This is a genomic window from Kribbella sp. NPDC051586 (assembly GCF_044453965.1).
Lineage (GTDB): Bacteria > Actinomycetota > Actinomycetes > Propionibacteriales > Kribbellaceae > Kribbella.
Genome location: NZ_JBITDF010000003.1, coordinates 1,476,552 through 1,496,549 on the forward strand (window position 1 = coordinate 1,476,552; position 19,998 = coordinate 1,496,549).

Genomic DNA, 19,998 nt, shown 5'->3' on the forward strand with positions numbered 1-19,998 from the left:
TACGGTGTATGAACGAGGAGAGGACCGACATGAGCGAGCCTGGCCTGAGCGCGATCATGAGCGAGCGGCGGCAGCTGATCAACCTCGCCTACCGGCTGCTCGGATCGCTGGCCGACGCCGAGGACGTGGTCCAGGAGACGTACGCCCGGTGGTACGCCATGACGCCCGCCGAGCAGGACGCGATCGACAACCCGGCCGCGTGGCTGACCAAGGTCGCGAGCCGGATCTGCCTCGATCTGCTCCGCTCGGCCCGGTCCCGGCGCGAGCGGTACGTCGGTGAGTGGATCCCCGAGCCGCTTCCGGAGAGCACCGAGTGGCACACCGGTCAGCCTGGCGGCACCACCGATCCGGCCGACCGGGTGACGCTGGACGAGTCCGTCAACATGGCGTTCCTCGTCGTCCTCGACGCGATGACACCGGCCGAGCGGGTCGCGTTCATCCTGCACGACGTCTTCCGGTACCCCTTCCCGGAGGTGGCCGAGATCGTCGGCCGGACCTCGGCGGCCTGCCGCCAGCTCGCGTCGTCGGCTCGGAGGCGGATCCGCGACGCTCAGCTGCCGACCGCGCCGTCGGCACACCGGGCCGAGCTGATCCGGCAGTTCAAGCAGGCCTGGGAGGCGACCGACATCCCGGCGCTGGTCAGCCTGCTCGACCCCGAGGTCACCGCGGTCGCCGATGGCGGTGGAGTCGTGACGGCGGCCCTCGAGCCGGTGCACGGCGGCACGGACGTCGCGCACTACTTCGCCGGCCTGCCGGTGTTCCAGCTCGGTCGCGAGCTCGTCGAGCGCACGGTGAACGGTCAGCCCGGTTTGGTGATCCAGTTCGAGGGCGTCATCGAGACCGTGATCGCCTTCGACGTGGACGGCGACCACATCAGCAACATCTGGGCGATCAGGAACCCGGAGAAGCTGGGACCCTGGACGAACTGACCAGCGTCATCACGGTCTCCTGGGCACAGGCCTTGTTCACGCCGATCCCGCCGCGAGCGCCGCGTTTGATCCAGCCCGCCACGTAGTGCCCGGGCCGGCCGACGACGGCGCCGCGGACGTTCGGGACGATCCCGCGGTCGCGGTCGAACGGCAACCCGTCGATCGGCGTGCCCTCGAACCCGATCGCGGTAAACAGGTTGCCCGCAGCAATCGTCTCCCCGGACTCCAGCTTCAGCCCGTCGGCGGTCCAGGCCGCCGGCCGGGCGTGGTACCGCAGCTCGACCCGATCACCCGCGGCAGCAAACAGCTCCCGCAGAGCCGGCTCCGTGTATGCCGCCTCGCCAGGCCCACGCCGGCCGAGCAGCACGACCTCCTTGATGCCGCTCGCCGCGAGCACGCTGCGCACCCCGGGCGACACGTCCATCGCCCGCAATCGCTTCTCGTCGCTCAGCAGGATCCGTGCGACGTCCAGCGCGACGTTGCCGTTCCCGACGATCACCGCGCGCGGTCCGGCCAGCTCCACCGGCAGCGTCGCGCCCGGCCGCCCGTTGTACCAGGCAACAAACTCTTCCGCGCTGCAAGCCGCATCCTCGCCATCGATCACCAGCCGCCTGCTCCCGCGGGCTCCGACGGCATGGATCACGGCGTCGAATCCGTCCGGCAGCTGACCATCAGCACCCCGCAGCTCCCTCGCATCGCCGCCCGGCAACCACCGCACCCGCTGGTGACGGGTGATTCGTTCGAAGGTTTCGATGATCTGCTTCGTCCCCGGATGATCCGGCGCGACGCCGTACCGCACCAACCCGCCGACCTGTTCGAGGCGGTCGACGAGCGTCACCTCGGCCGTTGTCCGCAGCAACAACTCACGGGTCGCGTACATCCCGGCCGGGCCGGCGCCGACCACCAGCACCCGTCGCGGTCCACCGCCCCAGACCTGGTACGACGGCGCCTCCCACGTATCCAGGTCGGTCGCCTCCAACGGCTCCCGGTCAGCGAAGTACGCGGCGTTCCGCTCGACATCCTCGGGGGCGGCCTGATCAGCCGGCTGGGCAGCGTTGACCGGGCAGATGCCGGCGCACGCCCCGCAGTCGATACAGGTCCGCGGATCGATGAACAGGCTCGCCCCGGTCCCGAACCCGGGCTCGCCCGGCGACGGATGGATGCTGTTCATCGGACAGACCGCGACGCAGCTCGCGTCCGAGCAGCACTCCCCCGAGATCGCGTACGTCACAGCAGTCCGGTCCGCCGATACACCCGGGACGCCGCCGTCGTCAGCAGGCCGACCGACCCGAGGAAGTCCATCAGGTTCGCGCAGCTTGTCCTCAGCAACGACCGGTGGTGCTCGTTCCGCCGGGCCTCGCGGACCGCCCGGCCGACGTCCAGGCCGACATTCGCGTAGACCGCGCGCCCGACCATACTCGACACGATCATGTCCGCGGCGATCGCGATCACCAGCGCGCTGACCCAGCGCCGCCCACGCCCGGCGCCCGCGAGCCGCTCGCGGGTCTCCTCGCGGGCGAACACCATGTGCCGCGACTCCTCCACGACGTGGATGTGGTTCACCTGCCGCACCAGCGGCTCGACCCGGCGGTCCCGCATCCAGTCGCGCTGCATGACATCCAGAACCTCCTCGGCCACCAGGATCGCGGCGTACGCCGACTCGCCGGTGGCGACCGTCTTGAACATCCGCCCGAGCTCCCGCGCGAGCAAACCCGGCCGGTACGACGGCTCGACCATCCGCTCCGTGGCCCGCGCGAACATGATCGAGTGCCGGCACTCGTCGGCGATCTCGGTCAGCGCCCACTGGAACTCCGCGCTCCGGGCCGGCTTGTCGTACACATCCCGAAGTACCAGTTGTTGCAGGATCAGCTCGAACCAGATCCCGGTCGTCGCCACCGACGCGGACTCGTGCCGCGTCAGCTCCCGCTGCTGGGCCTCGGTCAGCTCGTCCCAGTACGGCGTCCCGTAGAGCGTGCTCCACTCCGGCGACATTCCGTACCCGTCACCGATCGGCGCGTTCCAGTCGATCTCCGTCTCCGGATCCCGGGACAGCCGGGTCGCCGACCCGGTCAACCGCTGAGCGGTCTCGTGCATCCGACACCTCCGACGCGATATGACACTCTCTATGTAACATAACCGCTGTCCTACCATCCGGCAAGCCGCCCACCCAGATACCCTCGGGTCTTGTGACGCGGATGTGGCCGCTGTACGCGGCGGGTTTCACCACTGCCTTCGGCGCGCACGCGGTGGCCGCCAACCTTGGCGGATCGTCGAGCGATGCGGTCACCTCGTTGCTCACGCTCGGTGTCCTGCTGGCGTTGTACGACGGCGCCGAGGTCCTGCTGAAGCCGGTGTTCGGCACGATCGCGGACCGGATCGGCGCACGCCCGGTGCTGCTGCTCGGATTGGCGGGATTTGCCGTTGCCTCAGGCACCTATGTGCTGGTGGACCGACCGAGCTGGCTGTGGGTCGCTCGCCTCGGTCAGGGGGCCGCCGCGTCGGCCTTCTCCCCTGCCGCTTCGACGCTCGTCGCCCGGCTGAATCCATCGACGAAGCACGGGCGGGCCTTCGGCAGCTACGGGTTCTACAAGAGCATCGGGTACACCGCCGGGCCGCTGCTCGGTGGCGGGCTCGTGTGGCTCGGTGGGTTCCGGTTGTTGTTCGGCGTTATGACGGTGCTTGCCGTGGGCGTGGCGGTCTGGGCGCTGGTCGCCGTACCCGTTGTGCCTCCGCTGCCGCGGGCCCGGCAGACGCTGGTCGATCTGGCTCGGCGGATCACCGATCCGCAGTTCCTTCGCCCGACCGCGGCTTTGGCGGCCGCGACGACGGCCTTGTCGGTCGGCGTCGGCTTCCTTCCCGTCACGGGCGCGTCCGACGGTCTCGGGACGATCGCTACCGGGGCCGCGGTCTCGCTGCTGGCCGCGACCGCGGCGGTCGCGCAGCCCCGCGCCGGCCGAGCGCTCGACGCCGGCCGGCTGACCATGAGGACCGGGATCGCCGCCGGCCTTGGCCTGGCCGCACTCGGATTCGGCTGCGCGGCGCTTCCGGGTGTCGTGTTCCTGCTGATCGCTGCGGCGCTCATCGGCGCCGGAACGGGCGTGATCACACCGCTCGGCTTCGCCGCGCTGGCCGCGAGCACTCCGCCGGAGCGACTGGGCCAGACCATGGGCACGGCCGAGATCGGTCGCGAGCTGGGCGATGCCGGCGGCCCGCTCCTCGTCGCCGCGATCGCGACCGTCGCCGTGCTGGACGCCGGCTACCTCGCGCTCGGAGTGCTGCTTCTTCTGGGTCTGGTCACACTGGGCCCGAGACGAAGCTGAAGAGGCTTTGTCCGGTGATCAGTGGTTTGGGTACGCCGGTGAGGCGGTGGACGCCGACGCCGAAGCCGGCGTCGCGGTCGGACAGCCAGACGCGCTCGAAGCCGCGCGCCTCGAACCAGTCGCAGATCGACGGCGCCAGGTCCGGGTCTTCGCGATGCCGGGTCCAGATCACCGTCCCGCCCGTGCGGCACAGCTGCGGGCTCGCGTCGATTGTGCGCTGGATGTCCGCGGCGGAGATGTTGCCGAAGATTCCGCACAGCAGGACCAGCTCGGCCGGCACCAGACCGATATACTGATCGGTCAGCGACGCGTCACCGGTGACAACCTCGACCTGGTCGAAGCCACGCGCCCGCTCGCGGGCCGACGCAGCCAACCCGGGATCCAACTCGACCAGTCTCGCTTGTACGTCGGCCCGGCGCGGGTGATCCGCCAGCACCTCGAGGAGATCCCGGCCCTGGCCCGCGCAAAGGCTGACCACGGGCAGCGGCCCGGCCGGCGCTCGATCCAGTGCTGCTCGGACGTGCTCCTTCACCGCCTCCAGCCGGCGGGACAGCTCGGACTCGGGGTCGTCGTACCGCTCATGCCAGGTCTGCCAATCCATAGCCGGAAGGGTAGGGGCGACCACCGACACGGTGACCTCCTGGCTGCCCCGACTCTGCCGATCTGTAATCTCGCGGTGACAGAAGGACAGGAACTTCCGGGCCCGATGGATAGTTGTCTTTCAGGAGCCCGTGCGCGATCAGAGGAGAGTCATGGCAAGGCGTGTCGAACAGAAGGCTGCGGCCCGGGAACGGATCGCAGCGCAGCTCGCCGCCCAGCAGGCGGCGGAGCGACGGCGGCGCCTTCTGCTTGCGGTCGGCGCGGTCGTCCTCGTCCTCGTGATCGTCGGCGGGCTGGTCGCGATCCGGGTGTTCGGCGGCGGCAAGAAGACGGCGACCGGTCCGACCGGCGCGGCCGACGCGTCGCTCATCACCGCGCTCTCCTCGATCCCGGAGTCGACGTTCTCCACGGTCGGCACCGAGGGCGTCAAGGCGACGCCGTCCGCGATCACCGCTCCGGCGCTGACCGCGAACGGCAAGCCGAAGGTCCTCTACATCGGCGCCGAGTTCTGCCCGTTCTGTGCCGCGGAGCGCTGGCCGGTCACGGTCGCGCTGTCCCGGTTCGGGACGTTCAGCAACCTCGGCACGACGCACTCGGCGTCCGGCGACGAGTTCCCGAACACGCCGACGCTGTCGTTCCACGGCGCGACGTTCACGAGTCAGTACCTGGCGTTCACCGGCGTCGAGACGACGACGAACGAGCAGGTCGGCAACGGCTACAAGCCGCTGGACACCCCGGCCGCCGAGGACGAGACGACGTTCGAGACGTACAACAAGCCGCCGTACGTCTCGAGTGAAGGCTCGATCCCGTTCATCGACATCGGCGGCAAGTATGTGTCGTCCGGCGCGACGTACAGCCCGCAGGTGCTGGCCGGCAAGACGCAGGCACAGGTCGCCGACGCCCTGAAGGACCCGTCGAACGACATCTCCAAGGCCGTCATCGCCTCGGCCAACGTGTACACGGCCGCGATCTGCAAGATCACCAACAACCAGCCCACCAACGTGTGCACCAGCTCGGCCGTGACCGGTGCGGCCTCGAAGCTCGGCAGCGGGAACAGCTGAGCGTGAGCGACACAGTGCGCGACACAGAACAGCGGTCCTCCCGGACGTCCCTGGGCTGGATCCCATGGGCCACCTTGGTGGTGTCGATCGCCGGACTCGCGGTCGCGGCGTACCTGACTTATGAGCACTTCACGGCAGGCACGACGCTGGCCTGCCCGGACACCGGCGTGGTCAACTGCGCCAAGGTCACCAGCAGCCAGTACTCGAAGGTCTTCGGCATCCCGGTCGCACTACTCGGGCTCGCCTTCTTCGTCGGCATGACGGCACTGTCCGTGCCGCCGCTCTGGCGTACTCCGTCGCCCTGGCCGGGACGCCTTCGATTGGCCGCCGTACTCGTCGGCGTGGTCTTCATCTGCTACCTGATCTGGGCCGAGCTCTTCCAGATCAACGCGATCTGCTTGTGGTGCACGGTCGTCCACGGCCTGACGCTGGTCCTGTTCGCCCTCGTCATCATCCGGCAGGCGCTGATCCCGCCCACATCATGATTTAGCGCTGCCCCGGGTACAAGTGCGTCATGCGAACTGCTGGAGCTGAGCAGTGGGTGCCGCACGACGGTGGGATGCGACGGGTGCGGGCGGCCCTGCCGGACTGCCGCGGGTGCGATCTGTGGAAGGACGCGACGCAGGTAGTCGGCGGTGAGGGGCCGGTCCGCTCGCGGATGATGCTGGTCGGCGAGACCCCGGGCGACCACGAGGACAAGGAGGGACACGTCTTCGTCGGCCCGGCCGGACGGCTGCTCGACAAGGCGCTGGACGAGGCAGGGATCGACCGGACGGATGTGTATCTCACGAACGCGGTCAAGCACTTCCGGTTCGAGCGGGAGGGCAAGCGGCGGATCCACAAGACACCGGCGGCCAGTCAGATCACCGCTTGTCATCCCTGGCTGACGCGCGAACTCGAGATCGTCAAACCGTCGTTGGTCGTCGTGATGGGATCGGTGGCCGCGAAGGCGCTCCTGGGCTCGTCCTTCCGTGTCACCCAGGAGCGTGGCAAGCGGGTCGAGCTCGCCGACGGGCGGCCGGCTGTCGCAACCGTTCATCCTTCCGCTGTCGTGCGCTCCGACCAGTTCCGCCGCGACTTCGACCAGTTCGTGGACGATCTGCGGACCGCGGTCGCACTGCTCGGCTAGCGCGGCGTCCAGCGCCAGTCGCGGACCTCCGGCAGGTCCTCGCCGTACTTCGTGACGTACGCGTGGTGGCGGGTGCGCTGATCGGCGAAGTGCTGCCGGGTCGTCACCGCCCGGCCACCCAGCGACGGCACCCGGTCGATCACATCCATCGCGAGGTGATAGCGATCGAGGTTGTTGCGCACGACCATGTCGAACGGCGTGGTCGTCGTACCTTCCTCGATGTACCCGCGGACGTGCAGGTTGTCGTGTCCGCGCCGGCGGTACGTGAGGCGGTGGATCAGCCAGGGATAGCCGTGGTACGCGAAGATCACCGGCTTGTCCGTGGTGAACAGCGCGTCGAACTCGGCATCCGGCAGCCCGTGCGGATGCTCGCCCTCCGACTGCAACCGCATCAGGTCGACGACGTTCACGACCCGGATCCGCAGCTCGGGAAGGTGTTCGCGGAGCAGGTCGACCGCGGCGAGCGTCTCCATCGTCGGTACGTCGCCGGCGCAGGCCATCACCACATCCGGGTCGCCCTCGTCGTTGCTCGCGAACTCCCAGACGCCGGCACCGCGCGCACAGTGCAGGGCCGCGGCGTCCCAGTCGAGCCAGTTGGGCTGCGGTTGCTTGCCTGCGACAACGACGTTGATGTAGTTCCTGGTGCGCAGGCAGTGGTCCATCGTGGACAGCAGGGTGTTGGTGTCCGGCGGCAGGTAGACGCGGACGACCTCGGCCTTCTTGTTCACCACGTGGTCGATGAAGCCCGGGTCCTGATGCGAGAAGCCGTTGTGATCCTGCCGCCACACATGCGACGTGAGCAGGTAGTTCAGCGACGGGATCGGCCGGCGCCACTCCAGCCGGTTGATCGTCTTCAGCCACTTCGCATGCTGGTTGACCATCGAGTCGACGATGTGGACGAACGCCTCGTACGACGAGAACAGCCCATGCCGCCCCGTCAGCAGATAACCCTCCAACCAGCCTTGGCAGGTGTGCTCGCTGAGGATCTCCAGCACTCGCCCGTCGCGGGCCAGGTGGTTGTCGGTGTCGAGCAGGTCGGCCTGCCACTGCTTGCCGGTCGTCTCGTACACCGCGCTCAACCGGTTCGACTCGGTCTCGTCGGGGCCGAACAGTCGCAGGTTGTCGTTGTTCAGACGGAAGGCATCCCGAAGGAACGCGCCGAAGACGCGCGTCGGTTCCCCGTCCTCGGCGCCCGGCACCTTCGCCGGCACGGCGTAGTCCTCGACCGGAGGAAGCTCCAGGTCACGGCTCAGCACGCCACCGTTCGCGTGCGGATTCGACCCCATGCGCCGGTCGGGACCCGGCGCGAGCTCGACGAGCGCCGCGACGGGACGGCCCTGCTCGTCGAACAGCTCCTCCGGGCGGTAGCTCCGCATCCACGATTCGAGCTGATGCCGATGCTGTTCGTTCGTCCGTACGCCGGACAGCGGGACCTGATGGGCCCGCCAGGTGTTCTCGACCGGCTCGCCGTCGACGGTCCGCGGGCCGGTCCAGCCCTTCGGCGTACGCAGCACGATCATCGGCCACGCCGGTCGTGGCGGGGCCTCGGACGCGGAGCGTGCCTCGCGCTGGATGTCGTCGATCCGGTCCAGGCAGCTGTCCAGCGTCGCCGCCATCGCCTGGTGCACCTCGGCCGGCTCGGAGCCCTCGACGAGGTACGGCTCGTACCCGTAGCCCTGCAGCAGCGCGGTCAGCTCGTCGTCGCCGATCCGCGCCAGCACCGCCGGGTTCGCGATCTTGTACCCGTTCAGATGGAGGATCGGCAGTACGGCGCCGTCCCGCACCGGGTCGAGGAACTTGTTCGAGTGCCAGGACGCCGCGAGCGGGCCCGTCTCCGCCTCGCCGTCGCCGACCACGCAGGCCACCACGAGCTCGGGGTTGTCCGCCGCAGCGCCGTACGCGTGACTGAGCGAGTAGCCGAGCTCGCCGCCCTCGTTGATCGATCCCGGGACGTCCGCCGCCACATGGCTCGGGATGCCGCCGGGGAACGAGAACTGCTTGAACAGCCAGCCCATGCCGACCTCGTCCTGCGTCGTGTTCGGGTACTCGGCGGTCCAGCTGCCCTCGAGCCAGGTGTTGGCGACGAGGGCCGGACCGCCATGGCCCGGCCCGGTGACGAACAGCACCTCGCGGTCGCGCTGCCTGATCAGCCGGTTGAAGTGGGTGTAGATCAGGTTGAGGCCCGGCGTCGTACCCCAGTGGCCGAGCAGCCGGGGCTTGATGTGCTCCGGCCTCAGCGGCTCACGCAGCAGTGGATTGGCGAGCAGGTAGATCTGCCCGACGGAAAGGTAGTTCGCGGCCCGCCAGTAGGCGTCGAGGCCTTGCAGTTCGTCGTCGGTCAGCGGGCTGGTGTCGATCTGCTGCACGGCTGGCTCCCCCAGCTAGCGGCCGACCGCCTTGGCGAGCTCGGCCTTCGTCATCTTCGAGCGACCCTTGACGTTCTTCTGCTTCGCCTCATTGTAAAGCTGGTCCTTGGTGCGCCCCTTCGAGCCGCTGTGCGACCGGAGGCCACCGCGCCGCCCCGACGAGATGTCGTCCGTCGACGTCCGGCTCTTCTGCTTGGCCTCGCCGGACCGCGCTCGCTCCTTGTTCACCGTCCGCGCCGCGATCTCCTCGGCGGTGTCCTCGCTGCGGCCCCGCTTCTTCAAGCCCGCCTTGATGTGCTCGTACTGCCGCTCACGCTTCGGGCTGGATCCTGCAGGCATGTCGTTGCTCCTTTCACCCGTCCCGCCAGTACCCGCCCGCACCACAGCCAATCGCCGGGGTTTCGCGCTCCCCCGGGCGGACACCGGAACGCATGCCGATCGAGCTGCCGACCGCCTCGCCCCTCGACACCGGACGTGCGGTGCGAGACATCTTCCTGCCGATGGCCGCGCAGGGCGCCATCCTCCGACGGCCCCGGGTGGGCACGCTCGCGGAGCGGTTCCAGGCCGACGACCGTGCGCTGCGGCTGGTGCGCAAGTTCCGCGACCGGTACGGCGACGGGCCGCTGTTGTTCCGCTTCTCCGGCCGGACGATCGGGCTCGTGCTCGCGGCGGACGACGTACATCGGTTGCTGGCCGAGACCCCCGAACCCTTCTCTGCGGCGACCGCAGACAAGGCCGGTGCCCTGCGGCATTTCCAGCCGCACGCGGTGCTCGTCACCGATCCGCCGATGCGAGCCGGCCGGCGGGCGCTGAACGAGAAGGCGCTCGGCAGTCACCAGCCCGTCCATCAGCACGGACACCGCATGCTCGAGGTCGTCCGCGAGGAGCTGGACACGCTGACCGGGACCCTCGGCTGGGAGGAGTTCCGCTCGATCTGGTCCCGCGTCGTACGCCGGATCGTCCTCGGCGACGCGGCGCGTGACGACACCGATCTCACCGACGATCTCGACCGGCTGCGCGCCGACGCGAACTGGGCCGACTTCCGTCCGCCTCGTGACGACGTCCGCGAACGCTTCCTCGATGTGCTCGCGGCGTACGTCGCCAAGGCGGAGCCTGGGTCGCTGGTCAGCGCGCTCGAACCCCACGACGGGGCCCTCGATCCGGCCGGCCAGGTGCCGCACTGGTTGTTCGCGTTCGATGCCGCTGGGATCGCGCTCTGGCGGCTGTTCGCCGTGCTCGCTACGCATCCGGGCGAGCTCGAGCCGATCGTGAACGAAGCCCGTCATCCAGACGCATCTCCCCTGCTTGCGCACGCCGGCGCCGCGGTGCAGGAGTCGCTCCGGCTGTGGCCGACAACCCTCGTCGTACTGCGTGAGTCGCGCGCCGGCACCGTGTGGCGTGACCGCGCCGCACCGGCAGGCACCGAGTTCGCGATCGTCAGCTCGGTCTTCCACCGCGACGACAAGGCTCTCGACTTCGCCAACTCCTTCGAGCCGGGCATCTGGCTCGACGGCCGCGCCGACGGACCTTGGCCGATCATCCCGTTCAGCGCCGGCCCGGCCGAGTGCCCCGGCCGCAACGTCGTACTCCTGGCCACGAGCACGGCGGTCAGCCACGTCGCCGCCAACTACGACCTCGACGTCGCCCCGGCCACCCGCGCGAAGCTGGCCGGCCCGCTACCCGCGACGTTCAACCACGCCACGGTCCGCCTGGGCTTCTGGCGAACCTGAGCCCGTTCAGTGCGGCAGTTTTCGGGTTTCGATCAGCTGGGCCGCGACGTCCTGCAGCTTTGTGCTGGTGGTCTGGGAGTAGCGGCGCAGGATCGCGAAGGCTCGGTCGCCGTCGAGGTTGTAGCGCTCCATCAGGATGCCCATCGCTTGGCCGACGAGTTTGCGGGCGTCGACGGCTTGGGCGAGGTTCTTTTCGTGGCGGGCGCTGGCGACGGCGACCGAGGCGTGGCGGGCGAGGATGTGGGCGATGGCTTCTTCGTCGGGGCCGAAGGCGTCGGGTTGGGTGCTGTAGAGGCCGAGTACGCCGACGGTGCCGGCCGCGGTGGTGAGCGGGACGTCCAGGACGCTGCGAACGCCTAGCTCGAGGACCTTGCCGGCCCACTCCGGCCAACGGTCATCTGTGGTGGTGTCACGCACCAGGACGACCACGTGATTGCCCATCGACTCCGCGAGCGGGCCCTTCCCGCCGGCGAGTTGCAGCGCGTAGATCTCGGCCACCACCGGGTCGGTGGTCGCAGGAATCTCCAGCCTTCCACCACGGACGATCAGCGCGACCCCGGCGTGAGAACAGGCCAGCGCCTGCAACGCGAACCCGACGACCGCCTCAACCGTCTCCTCCACGCCACCGGAGTCGTGCAGGTCGATGGCAAGCTGGGCGAACCGCTCGGCGACGCCCCCTCCTGGCAGATCAAGCAGCGACATCGGACGGCTCCTCGGCACTCGTGAATCCGGAGCCAGGGCCTGGCCGACGCGATCCACTGAAATCGTCCCCCGGCAGCGACCGAACCGCACCTGACGCAACCGAGTTGAGACCTTCCGATGGCAGATCGACACACCCAGTAGCCGCGTCATCCGAAGTTTGTCACGTCATCGAAACCCGGGCGTCTTCCGCAGCCGTGAGCAGGCGGGCCTGCTCCAGATCGCCCCAGACCTGGACGATCCGGCCTTCCGTCACGTGGTACGTCGCGAACTCCTGCAGGCTCGCCCTCCGACCGTCGAGAGTCGAGTAGGTGTCGATCAGGTGCGCGCTCAGCCAGTCGCCGTCGATCAGAAGGTGCTTCAGCTCCCAGTGGAAATCCGGATATTGCTGTACGACGGTCCGCAGGCCGGCGGCGTAGTGTCCGACGTCGTGCGGCGCTCCGTTCACCTCGACTCTGTCGTCGACGAACTCGCCGAGTTCCTCGAACCGGTGTTCGTTACAACGCCCCAAATAGCTGCGATAGAACTCTTCCAGGTCTGCGCGTTCCATGTGCGGCCAGTACCCACCTCTCCGTTTCCGAGTGCCCGCGAATGGCTACCGGGGCGGCTCTGACCACGTGGAGAGGGAGGGCGCAGATGACGACGCTGCAGGCGCTGGTGCTGAGTTGTTCGCTGAAGAAGTCGCCGGCGAAGTCGAGTTCGGAGCTGATCGGGCGGGAGGTGCTCGCAGCGCTGGCTGACCACGACGTCGAGGGCGAGCTCGTCCGGGTGGCCGACCACGATGTCCGGTTCGGGGTCAGCACCGACGAGGGTGACGGGGACGAGTGGCCGGCGTTGCGGGCGAAGGTGCTGGCGGCGGACATCCTGATCATCGCGACGCCGATCTGGATGGGACAGCCGGCCAGCGTGTGCAAGGTGGTTCTCGAGCGTCTTGACGCCGAGTTGTCCGAGAAGGACGAGCAGGGCCGGCCGCTGGTGTACGGCAAGGTCGCCATGGTCGGTGTCGTGGGCAACGAAGACGGCGCACATCACGTCAGCGCCGAGGTGTTCCAGGCGTTGAACGACGTCGGATTCACGATCCCCGCGGCCGGCGCGACGTACTGGGTCGGCGAGGCGATGGGCTCCGAGGACTACCAGGACGCCGGTCCGAAGCCCGACACCACCGGCCTCACCACGAAGACCGCCGCCGCCAACGCCGCTCATCTCGCTCGGCTCCTGCACAAGGAGCAGTACCCGAGGATCGACTCATGACGGCGAGTCTTACGGCCACGGTGCTGGGGACTCCCGATCCGCCGGCGTTGGCGGACTTCTATCGCGAGCTGCTGGGGTGGGTCGAGATGAGCCGGGATCCGGGATGGGTGCGGTTGCGGGCGCCTGAGCAGGAACGACCGGGGTTGAGCTTCCAGCTGGAAACAGACCACGTTCCCCCGGTCTGGCCGCAGGCTCCGGGCGCCCAGCAGATGCAGGCCCATCTGGATATCCAGGTCGACGACCTGGAGCGCGAGGTCGAGCGCGCTGTCCAGTTGGGCGCGACTGTCGAGTCACACCAACCGCAGCCCGAGGGCGTCCGCGTCATCCGAGACCCGCACGGCCACCTCGTCTGCTTGTACATCCCGGGCTTCTGATAGTGCCGTCATGGTTGAGATCGCACTCGTCGGCGCCGGCCGGATCGGGCTCCCGGTGGCCCGGCAGCTCGTCGCGGCCGAACAGTCTGTCCGGGTTCACGACGTACGCGCCGAGGTCGAACATCAGGTCAGGGCGTTCGGCGCGACCTGGGGTGAGCCGCTGCCGGAGACCGACCTGCTCCTGACAGTCCTCCCTGGGAGCCCGGAACTCCGCGCGGCGATGCTCGGCGAATCCGGCCTGCTGAACCGCCTCCGACCCGGAACCGTCTGGCTCGACCTCACCAGCGCCTCCCCCGCCCTTGCAGCCGAACTCGCCCCGGCCGCCGCTCACCACCACATCGACTACCTCGAGACGCCCGTGGGCGGCGGTCCCGACGCGGCTGAGGCCGGCGAACTGACCCTCTATGCCGCCGGCGAACTCCCGACCTTCGACCGACTCCAGCCGATCCTGCGAGTCTTCGCCAAGCAGATGCATTACACCGGGCCCCATGGCAGCGGCTACCTGACCAAGCTGCTGGTCAATCTCCTCTGGTTCAACCAAGTTGTTGCCTTCGGGGAGGTCCTGATGCTCGGCCGGAGCGGCGGGCTCGAACCCGCCCGGCTCAGGCAGATCCTGCGGGAGGGCCCGGCGGCATCGGCCTTTCTCGAGGACGTCGTACCGCGCATGCTGGCCGGCGATCAGCTGGCGACGTTCGGGCTGGATCGGATCGTCGAAGAACTCGAGTCGCTCCAGGACTTCGCCCGCCTGCACGACGTCCCGGCCGGCCTGACCGCACTGGTGAGCGCCGTACACCGCGACGCTTTGACCCGCTTCGGCCCCGTAGACGGCGAACTGCTCGCGGTCATCCACCTCGAGCAACTCTGGCGCGGCTAGAGGTTTGGGTACTTCGGTAGGTGGGAACTCGTAGGCAGCCGCGCTCACATGAGCGCACCTGGGGTGGGAGGTTGATGATGACTGTCGGCGGCGTCGACACGTACTACGACTACGACGAGGGTCAGTGGAAGTACAGGCGCCTGGGCGGCGGTCCGGTCCGCGCCACCGTCGCCTGTCCCGAGCCTCGCCCCTCGGACGTCGACGACCAGACGAAGCCGACACGCCGCCGTACGCCGCACACGTCTGCGCGGGCGACGGCTGAGACGGTCGGCCGGTAGAACACCGGCTGACATACGAGCGCTTCGCGCTGGGCAGCACACGGCCAGGCCGAGTGCAGCCAAGCTCGAAAGCCGGGTCTCGTCCTGGCGCCCGGGGTTGGGTCCGGCGCGAAGCCCCGCAAAATCTCCCGCGTCAGCCGCTCGCGTTGTCGCCGAGCGCTGCTCGTGACCTTGCGGCGTTGTGGGGACCAGCGTCGGCCGACTCGTCCTGCTGGTCGAGCTTGCGCCGGTAGAAGTCGTAGGCCGCCTGCTTGCTCATGCCCAAGGCGGTGCCGACCTGGCTCCAGCTGGAGCCTTCTTCGCGGGCTTGGCGCATCATGTGCCACCGCGCCCCCGTCAGCAGCTCAACCACACGCCGGCTTGCCCGCAACGCCTCCAACCCGGAGACGCCCGGCAAGTCCGCCAGTGCCTTCACAAGAACCGCCACCGGATGGCCTGCTTCCTGCTCCTGCTCGATCCCGCGCTCATAGAGCTCCCGTTGATCGCTGATTCGCAGGACCTCGAGCAGCTCTTCCAGGCTCCGGACATCCGCCGACTCCGCCGACCCCGCAGCCTCCGTCGTGTCACCACCCATCACGTCAAGGTAGCTTGACGACATAATGGCGTCAAGCTACCTTGACGTTATGGGCAGCCCGGAGGAGCAGGCGTGAGCGTGATAGATCTGACCAGTGGTGTGGGGGCCGAGCGGTTCGCCCAGCTCGCCGTCGACCTGCACGGCTCCGGCGGCATGGAGGAGACCGTCCAGGCAGTCGTCGACTTCGCATTACAAGCCTTGGCATGCTCTCATGCCGGGGTCGCGCTGATCGTCCGTGGTGGAAGGCTGGAGATTCCTGCGACCACCGACCCGGTGGTGGCCGAGATCTACGCGCTGCAGATCGGCGGCGACACGGGTCCACTGTCGGTGTCGATGCGCGAGCACACGATCGTGCTAGTCCGCGACACCACCACAGATGACCGTTGGCCGGAGTGGGCCGGCAAGGTCCTCGAGCTAGGCGTTCGCAGCGTCCTGGACGTCCCGCTCACCACCGCGGCCGGCACCGTCGGCGTACTCGGCCTCTACAGCACCCAACCCGACGCCTTCGGCCCCGACGAAGAAGCCATCGCCCACATCCTCGCCCGCCACGCATCGGTCGCCGTCGCCAGCGCCCGCCACGAAAGGAACCTCGCCCAAGCCGTCGACGCCCGCAAACTCGTCGGCCAAGCGATGGGGATCCTGATGGAGCGCTACAACCTCGACGGCGACCGGGCGTTCGAAGTACTGCGCCGCTACTCCCAAGACACCAACACCAAACTGCGTGACGTCGCGCAGCAACTGATCGAGACCCGGAAGCTGCCGCACTGACGGCGTCGCGGTTCTAGAGATGGTTCTGCTTCTCGGTTGCCGGCGAGGTGCCGGTGCGTTGGTTCCACTTGGTCAGCAGGTGATCGGCGAAGAGGTTGTCGATCGCTAGCGAGCAGCAGGCGCCGAAGAGCACGTCGCCGAGTGCATCGGGATGTTGTTGCACGTAGCTGCCGCACAGGTCGTGGGCGGCGATCTGTTCGTGGACGGCGTCGGCTTCGACATGCTCGGTGAAGTAGCGCGCCTCGTCCTCGGAGGCGCCCAGCCGGAACGCTCCCGCGGCGTACTGGCGGTTGGGCAGGGTGGACGTCATCTCGAGCGCTGCCAGATGACCGACGAGCGCGCCCGTCCAGCGGCTGTGGATCGCGAACAGCGACATCACGTTCGACACGGCGAGCGTGACGGCCGGTACGACGCCGACGTACGAGCCGTAGCTGTCGTCGAGGCCGAGCCAGCGCATCGTCGTACGGAACAGCTCGGAGTGCATGCGTTCGGGCCGACCGCCGCCGTACTCGTCGGCCTCGATCTCGACCAGAGCCGCCTTGGCTGCGCCGTCGAGGCGCGCGATGCCGAAGCTGTGCGGATCGGCCTCCTTCAGCTGGTACACGGACCGGTTGAGCACGAAGTCGCGGAACTGTTCCTCGGTGGCATGCCGACGCAGGTACGGCGCCAGGCGCGGACCGTCGTCGGAAGCAATCAATGCCTTCAACTGCACCGCGACCGATTCCGTGCTGGGCGTGACCCGGCAGTTCGTCTCCAGCCAGTCGCTCCAGGGTCGCTCCAGCCTCGACCGGAACGCGATGACGTCGGGATCCCATTGACAGTCAGGGCTCACGTCGTCGAAACCGCGGTACTGCAGCTCGTAGGCGACCCACAGCGCGAGTTGCAGGTCCTCGTCGGCGTACGGGCGATCGAGCGGTTCGATCTCGATGGTGAGTGCTGCGTTGTCGTGTCCCGTCAGCCGGTTGTTCAACCAGGCGCTGAGCGGCCCCCGCGGGAAAGGTAGTTGCATGCGTCCCGGTACCCGCCGGAAACCTCTGATTCACCTGTGGGTACAGCGATTTCATGAACGAGATTCGTGCCTACCCGGACGGTCCGCTGCTGGTCCGCGGCGACTTCCAGCTCGTGGACGAGGACGGCGAGCCGATTCCGGCGTCGCGGCGTACCGTCGCGTTGTGCCGCTGCGGACGGACCGGCATCCCGCCGTTCTGCGACGGCACCCACACCCTGCCGATCAAACGGCACTGAACACCTCGGCCAGCCAGGGGACCACACCGTCCGGGCCGAGCGCTCGAAGCTGCTCGACCGGCGGGTTGTCCACCAACGCCCGCGCGTCGTCCAGTCCGCCCGGCGCATGGGGTTCCGCGAAATCGATCAGCACGTGCAGGCAGCCGCGAGTGGACCGCGGTACGCCGGTGTGAAGGTCGAGCAACTCGCCGCGAACGCCGTCACGTAGGGCAATCCAACGATTCTCCGCAATCCGCCAGGTCGGCGCCGGTGGCGACAGCTCGCCCCGACAGTGCAGCTCGGCAAGGCCTGCTGCGAGCGCTTGCACGAACCGAACGATCGCGCTGGTCCGATCCACGGTCGCCTGGACGTCGAGGACCCGCAGCTCCAGCGTGCCGTACCGGACATGCGGGCGGAGTTCCCACCACCACTCCGACGCGTCCGTGAGCGCACCCCCTCGGACCGCCCAGGCTAGGTCGTCGGCGTACTGCTCCCACGAGCTGATGGCCGGAGGCACGCCCTGGCGGGGCAGCTCGGAGGCGATCACCGGCCGTACGGAGCACAGGCCGGTGTCTCGGCCCGCCGCGAACGGCGCCGCCCCGGCGAGCGCGGCCAGCTCCGGCAGAAGATTCCGTAGCGCGTGATAGACACCCAGCGTGCAATCGGCGTCACCGAACGCCAGGTGCACCTGCAACGACGAGACCAGCTGCCGGCCAATAACCTCGCGATAGCGGGCTCCCAGCCCGTCCGCCCGATCTGTCCGGGCCAGCGCGACAGGTCCGTCGACCAAGGGATGAACCGGCGCCGCGATCACTGCGAGCTCGGAGCCGCAGGCGGCAGCCACCATCGCCCGGCACGCACGCAGCTCCTCCACGGCCTCTATCGCGTTCGCGTGGACGGACGTCGCGATCTCGAGCTGACAAGCGGGAAGCTCCTGCTTCACCCGAGGGTCCCCGAGTCCTCCTACCAATGGAGCGGCCTCGGCCGGCAACCAGCTCCCCCGGTGGACCAGCAGCAGCTCTTCCTCGAGGCCCACCGTCCCGGCGACAGTGCCGGCAAACAGTTCGCGGAGCGGCTCCACGTCCTACCGGCCGCTGTCGGGGAAGAAGCGGCGTGGGTCTCCGCCCGCGCTGGCGGTCGAGGCCAGCCAGGCCTGCAGGCCATCGGGATCGCGCCGCTCGAGTTCGTCCAGGCAGCGCTGCCGCGCCATCACCACCCGAAGGCGGGCAGCCTGCGACGTCGCTCGACGCAATTCACCGTAGCTTTCCAGCCATTGCCTGCAGAGCTCAGTTGTACCGGCGTTAGCAATTGCGCCGAGGTAGCAGGCGATCACCAACCTCGCGTTCCACAGCGGCGAGGGTTTGGCGTCGTCGGTGGCCGAATCCCGCACCTGGGACGCCAGCCAGAGGACCGCCACGAGTAGCCCCAGAGCGACCCAGACCGCAAGCGGAACGATGATGGCGCCGGCCGCGGCACCACAGGCGATCAGGAGTCCTGAGATCGTTCGCCAGATCCATCGGTAGGTCGGCATGGGGCGGCTCGCTACGTGTCGTGGTGGGTTTGAGAGCGCTCACAGCGCAGGCACAGCCTGGTCGTCGGGATCGCTGCCAGGCGGTGGGCGGGGATCCGGCGTCCGCAACGTTCGCAACCGCCGAAGGTGCCCCGGGCGAGGCGGAACAGTGCGGCGTCGATCTCCGCCAGCGCGCGCCGTGCACCGGCCGTCAGCGTCGCCCGGACCTCGGCGAGGGGGGCCGAGCACGGCACCTCCACGTCGTACGACAGGCTGATGAGCTGCTCGAGCCTGAACTCCCGTTCCTGTTCGAGTTCGTGACGGAACCACGCCACGTCCAGCGAGCGCTCGCCCATCGGCGCGTGATCCGAAACGACCATCGACCCGATCTCCTTGTCCTGCGGGGCGGTGCGTAGTTGTTGTCGGCAAGTGGCCGCGAGGCTAGGAGCGCTTCTCGGCGAGGAGCTTGAGGCGGCGGAGGGCCTCGGCGTTGCGAGGGTGGAGCACCAGGTCGGCCACTGCGTCCGGCAGGAGCGAGATCGGACCGCTGGTCGTCTTCTCGGTCATCACCAGCCGGCACCCGGTCGGTGTCTCGGTCGCCCGGAACTCCACCTCACCGTGTCCCGCCGGCCACACGCGGAGCTGCAGCCGGAGCCGATGCAGGGGCTCGTACTCCAGGACGGTCGTCCGGTCGTCCAGCAGGAACGGCCACGCGCCCACCGAGTGATGGATCCGGCCACCCGGCTCCGGCCAGGGCGGTTCGACATCGCGAATCCTCGATGCCCCCACCACCCATGCGGCGTACGACCATCCGTCGGTCAGAATGGCGAACACATCCGCGACGCTCGCCTCGATCTGGCACTCGTTCTCGCTCACGCCCCACCCGGTACCCCGTCCCTATCCCGCCAACGCTCCGGCTGATTCGGCCGCCGTCGGGCGGGAACCGGTCCGGCATGACTGTGAAGCTGAACAAGAAGGCGTTCGAGCACGCGAAGGACCTGGTCCGGAAGGGGCAGACGACCAAGGACGAGCGGGACGACTGGAGCGAGCACGCCCCGACCGCGGCCGAGCAGAACGAGTACCTGGACAAGCACGGCTGGGGCGACTACAGCCTGTGGTTCCTCGGCGTCGACGACGAGATGGGCGAGGAGACGAAGGGGCACTACGAGTTCCCGTACGGCGACTTCCGCCGCGTCCACCGCTGCGGCGTGATCAGCGCCGAGTCACGCGCTGCGCAGTACAAGCACCCCGAGATCCAGGAAGCCCTCGAAAAGATCCACGCACTCCTCGACGGCGACCACGCCTGAGCAG

Annotated in this window: 26 protein-coding genes; 13 read left to right on the plus strand and 13 right to left on the minus strand. The window is 68.7% G+C overall.

Annotated elements, in window-relative coordinates:
- The first annotated feature begins 29 nt into the window (after positions 1-29).
- Positions 30-929, plus strand: coding sequence for an RNA polymerase sigma factor SigJ (gene sigJ, locus ACIA58_RS25735; protein ID WP_396406309.1), 900 nt, complete (start codon positions 30-32; stop codon positions 927-929).
- Here the strand turns inward: sigJ and ACIA58_RS25740 are convergent.
- Complete coding sequence (locus ACIA58_RS25740; protein WP_396406310.1) at positions 892-2,160, minus strand: FAD-dependent oxidoreductase; 1,269 nt, start codon at positions 2,158-2,160, stop codon at positions 892-894. The two genes, sigJ and ACIA58_RS25740, sit on opposite strands and share 38 nt — an antisense overlap.
- Complete coding sequence (locus ACIA58_RS25745) at positions 2,157-3,023, minus strand: diiron oxygenase (protein WP_396406311.1); 867 nt, start codon at positions 3,021-3,023, stop codon at positions 2,157-2,159. Before ACIA58_RS25745 ends, ACIA58_RS25740 begins: the two co-directional genes overlap by 4 nt.
- Positions 3,024-3,124: 101 nt before the next feature.
- Between ACIA58_RS25745 and ACIA58_RS25750 the strand changes: the two genes are divergently transcribed.
- Entirely contained in the window at positions 3,125-4,249 is a 1,125-nt protein-coding gene (locus tag ACIA58_RS25750; RefSeq protein WP_396406517.1) for an MFS transporter, read from the plus strand.
- Here ACIA58_RS25750 and ACIA58_RS25755 read toward each other — a convergent pair.
- A complete protein-coding gene (locus ACIA58_RS25755; RefSeq protein ID WP_396406312.1) occupies positions 4,224-4,850 on the minus strand; it encodes an SAM-dependent methyltransferase in 627 nt (208 codons plus the stop codon). The genes ACIA58_RS25750 and ACIA58_RS25755 overlap by 26 nt on opposite strands.
- A gap of 151 nt (positions 4,851-5,001) precedes the next feature.
- On the opposite strand from ACIA58_RS25755, the gene ACIA58_RS25760 reads away from it, so the two are divergent.
- Genes ACIA58_RS25760 through ACIA58_RS25770 form a run of 3 tightly spaced genes read left to right on the plus strand, consistent with a single transcriptional unit; the run spans position 5,002 to position 7,039 of the window.
- Positions 5,002-5,910, plus strand: coding sequence for a DUF929 family protein (locus tag ACIA58_RS25760; RefSeq protein ID WP_396406313.1), 909 nt, complete (start codon positions 5,002-5,004; stop codon positions 5,908-5,910).
- A gap of 2 nt (positions 5,911-5,912) precedes the next feature.
- Entirely contained in the window at positions 5,913-6,395 is a 483-nt protein-coding gene (locus ACIA58_RS25765; RefSeq protein ID WP_396406314.1) for a vitamin K epoxide reductase family protein, read from the plus strand.
- A 29-nt stretch (positions 6,396-6,424) separates the two neighbouring features.
- Positions 6,425-7,039, plus strand: coding sequence for a UdgX family uracil-DNA binding protein (locus ACIA58_RS25770; protein ID WP_396406315.1), 615 nt, complete (start codon positions 6,425-6,427; stop codon positions 7,037-7,039).
- Here ACIA58_RS25770 and ACIA58_RS25775 read toward each other — a convergent pair.
- On the minus strand, positions 7,036-9,405 hold the full coding sequence (locus ACIA58_RS25775) for a phosphoketolase (RefSeq protein ID WP_396406316.1): 2,370 nt from the start codon (positions 9,403-9,405) through the stop codon (positions 7,036-7,038). The two genes, ACIA58_RS25770 and ACIA58_RS25775, sit on opposite strands and share 4 nt — an antisense overlap.
- Before the next feature lie 15 nt (positions 9,406-9,420).
- Positions 9,421-9,744 carry a plasmid stabilization protein gene (locus tag ACIA58_RS25780; RefSeq protein WP_396406317.1) on the minus strand — a complete coding sequence of 108 codons (324 nt, stop codon included), beginning with the start codon at positions 9,742-9,744 and terminating at the stop codon, positions 9,421-9,423.
- 92 nt (positions 9,745-9,836) lie between these two features.
- Between ACIA58_RS25780 and ACIA58_RS25785 the strand changes: the two genes are divergently transcribed.
- Complete coding sequence (locus ACIA58_RS25785; RefSeq protein ID WP_396406318.1) at positions 9,837-11,135, plus strand: cytochrome P450; 1,299 nt, start codon at positions 9,837-9,839, stop codon at positions 11,133-11,135.
- Between the two features lie 6 nt (positions 11,136-11,141).
- Here ACIA58_RS25785 and ACIA58_RS25790 read toward each other — a convergent pair whose 3' ends face one another.
- Both ACIA58_RS25790 and ACIA58_RS25795 read right to left on the minus strand, forming a co-directional pair.
- On the minus strand, positions 11,142-11,837 hold the full coding sequence (locus tag ACIA58_RS25790; protein WP_396406319.1) for an ANTAR domain-containing protein: 696 nt from the start codon (positions 11,835-11,837) through the stop codon (positions 11,142-11,144).
- 160 nt (positions 11,838-11,997) lie between these two features.
- Positions 11,998-12,384 (minus strand): ester cyclase, encoded by a 387-nt coding sequence (locus ACIA58_RS25795; RefSeq protein ID WP_396406320.1) that lies wholly within the window; start codon positions 12,382-12,384, stop codon positions 11,998-12,000.
- Between the two features lie 86 nt (positions 12,385-12,470).
- Between ACIA58_RS25795 and ACIA58_RS25800 the strand changes: the two genes are divergently transcribed.
- The 4 genes from ACIA58_RS25800 to ACIA58_RS25815 all read left to right on the plus strand — a co-directional run bounded on the left by ACIA58_RS25800 (position 12,471) and on the right by ACIA58_RS25815 (position 14,611).
- Positions 12,471-13,085 (plus strand): flavodoxin family protein, encoded by a 615-nt coding sequence (locus tag ACIA58_RS25800; protein WP_396406321.1) that lies wholly within the window; start codon positions 12,471-12,473, stop codon positions 13,083-13,085.
- Complete coding sequence (locus ACIA58_RS25805) at positions 13,082-13,459, plus strand: VOC family protein (RefSeq protein WP_396406322.1); 378 nt, start codon at positions 13,082-13,084, stop codon at positions 13,457-13,459. The genes ACIA58_RS25800 and ACIA58_RS25805 overlap by 4 nt, the downstream gene beginning before the upstream one ends.
- A gap of 10 nt (positions 13,460-13,469) precedes the next feature.
- Positions 13,470-14,333 (plus strand): NAD(P)-dependent oxidoreductase, encoded by an 864-nt coding sequence (locus ACIA58_RS25810; RefSeq protein ID WP_396406323.1) that lies wholly within the window; start codon positions 13,470-13,472, stop codon positions 14,331-14,333.
- A gap of 74 nt (positions 14,334-14,407) precedes the next feature.
- The gene (locus ACIA58_RS25815; protein WP_396406324.1) at positions 14,408-14,611 is read left to right on the plus strand and encodes a hypothetical protein; all 204 of its coding nucleotides are present in this window, start codon (positions 14,408-14,410) and stop codon (positions 14,609-14,611) included.
- Between the two features lie 133 nt (positions 14,612-14,744).
- On the opposite strand, the gene ACIA58_RS25820 is transcribed toward ACIA58_RS25815, so the two are convergent.
- The gene (locus tag ACIA58_RS25820) at positions 14,745-15,185 is read right to left on the minus strand and encodes a hypothetical protein (protein WP_396406325.1); all 441 of its coding nucleotides are present in this window, start codon (positions 15,183-15,185) and stop codon (positions 14,745-14,747) included.
- Between the two features lie 72 nt (positions 15,186-15,257).
- Between ACIA58_RS25820 and ACIA58_RS25825 the strand changes: the two genes are divergently transcribed.
- Positions 15,258-15,953 (plus strand): ANTAR domain-containing protein, encoded by a 696-nt coding sequence (locus ACIA58_RS25825; RefSeq protein WP_396406326.1) that lies wholly within the window; start codon positions 15,258-15,260, stop codon positions 15,951-15,953.
- A 13-nt stretch (positions 15,954-15,966) separates the two neighbouring features.
- Here ACIA58_RS25825 and ACIA58_RS25830 read toward each other — a convergent pair whose 3' ends face one another.
- Complete coding sequence (locus ACIA58_RS25830) at positions 15,967-16,962, minus strand: iron-containing redox enzyme family protein (protein ID WP_396406327.1); 996 nt, start codon at positions 16,960-16,962, stop codon at positions 15,967-15,969.
- Positions 16,963-17,015: 53 nt separating this feature from the next.
- On the opposite strand from ACIA58_RS25830, the gene ACIA58_RS25835 reads away from it, so the two are divergent.
- Positions 17,016-17,198 carry a CDGSH iron-sulfur domain-containing protein gene (locus ACIA58_RS25835; protein ID WP_396406328.1) on the plus strand — a complete coding sequence of 61 codons (183 nt, stop codon included), beginning with the start codon at positions 17,016-17,018 and terminating at the stop codon, positions 17,196-17,198.
- On the opposite strand, the gene ACIA58_RS25840 is transcribed toward ACIA58_RS25835, so the two are convergent.
- The 4 genes from ACIA58_RS25840 to ACIA58_RS25855 form a co-directional block, all read right to left on the minus strand.
- Positions 17,185-18,258: a YbdK family carboxylate-amine ligase gene (locus tag ACIA58_RS25840; protein WP_396406329.1), complete on the minus strand. Its 1,074-nt coding sequence runs from the start codon at positions 18,256-18,258 to the stop codon at positions 17,185-17,187. The two genes, ACIA58_RS25835 and ACIA58_RS25840, sit on opposite strands and share 14 nt — an antisense overlap.
- A gap of 3 nt (positions 18,259-18,261) precedes the next feature.
- The gene (locus tag ACIA58_RS25845; protein ID WP_396406330.1) at positions 18,262-18,708 is read right to left on the minus strand and encodes a hypothetical protein; all 447 of its coding nucleotides are present in this window, start codon (positions 18,706-18,708) and stop codon (positions 18,262-18,264) included.
- An 11-nt stretch (positions 18,709-18,719) separates the two neighbouring features.
- The gene (locus ACIA58_RS25850; protein WP_396406331.1) at positions 18,720-19,067 is read right to left on the minus strand and encodes a TraR/DksA family transcriptional regulator; all 348 of its coding nucleotides are present in this window, start codon (positions 19,065-19,067) and stop codon (positions 18,720-18,722) included.
- A gap of 61 nt (positions 19,068-19,128) precedes the next feature.
- Positions 19,129-19,563, minus strand: coding sequence for an SRPBCC family protein (locus tag ACIA58_RS25855; RefSeq protein WP_396406332.1), 435 nt, complete (start codon positions 19,561-19,563; stop codon positions 19,129-19,131).
- Positions 19,564-19,640: 77 nt separating this feature from the next.
- Here ACIA58_RS25855 and ACIA58_RS25860 point away from each other — a divergent pair, with 77 nt between their 5' ends.
- The gene (locus ACIA58_RS25860) at positions 19,641-19,994 is read left to right on the plus strand and encodes a hypothetical protein (RefSeq protein ID WP_396406333.1); all 354 of its coding nucleotides are present in this window, start codon (positions 19,641-19,643) and stop codon (positions 19,992-19,994) included.
- The last annotated feature ends 4 nt before the right edge of the window (positions 19,995-19,998 follow it).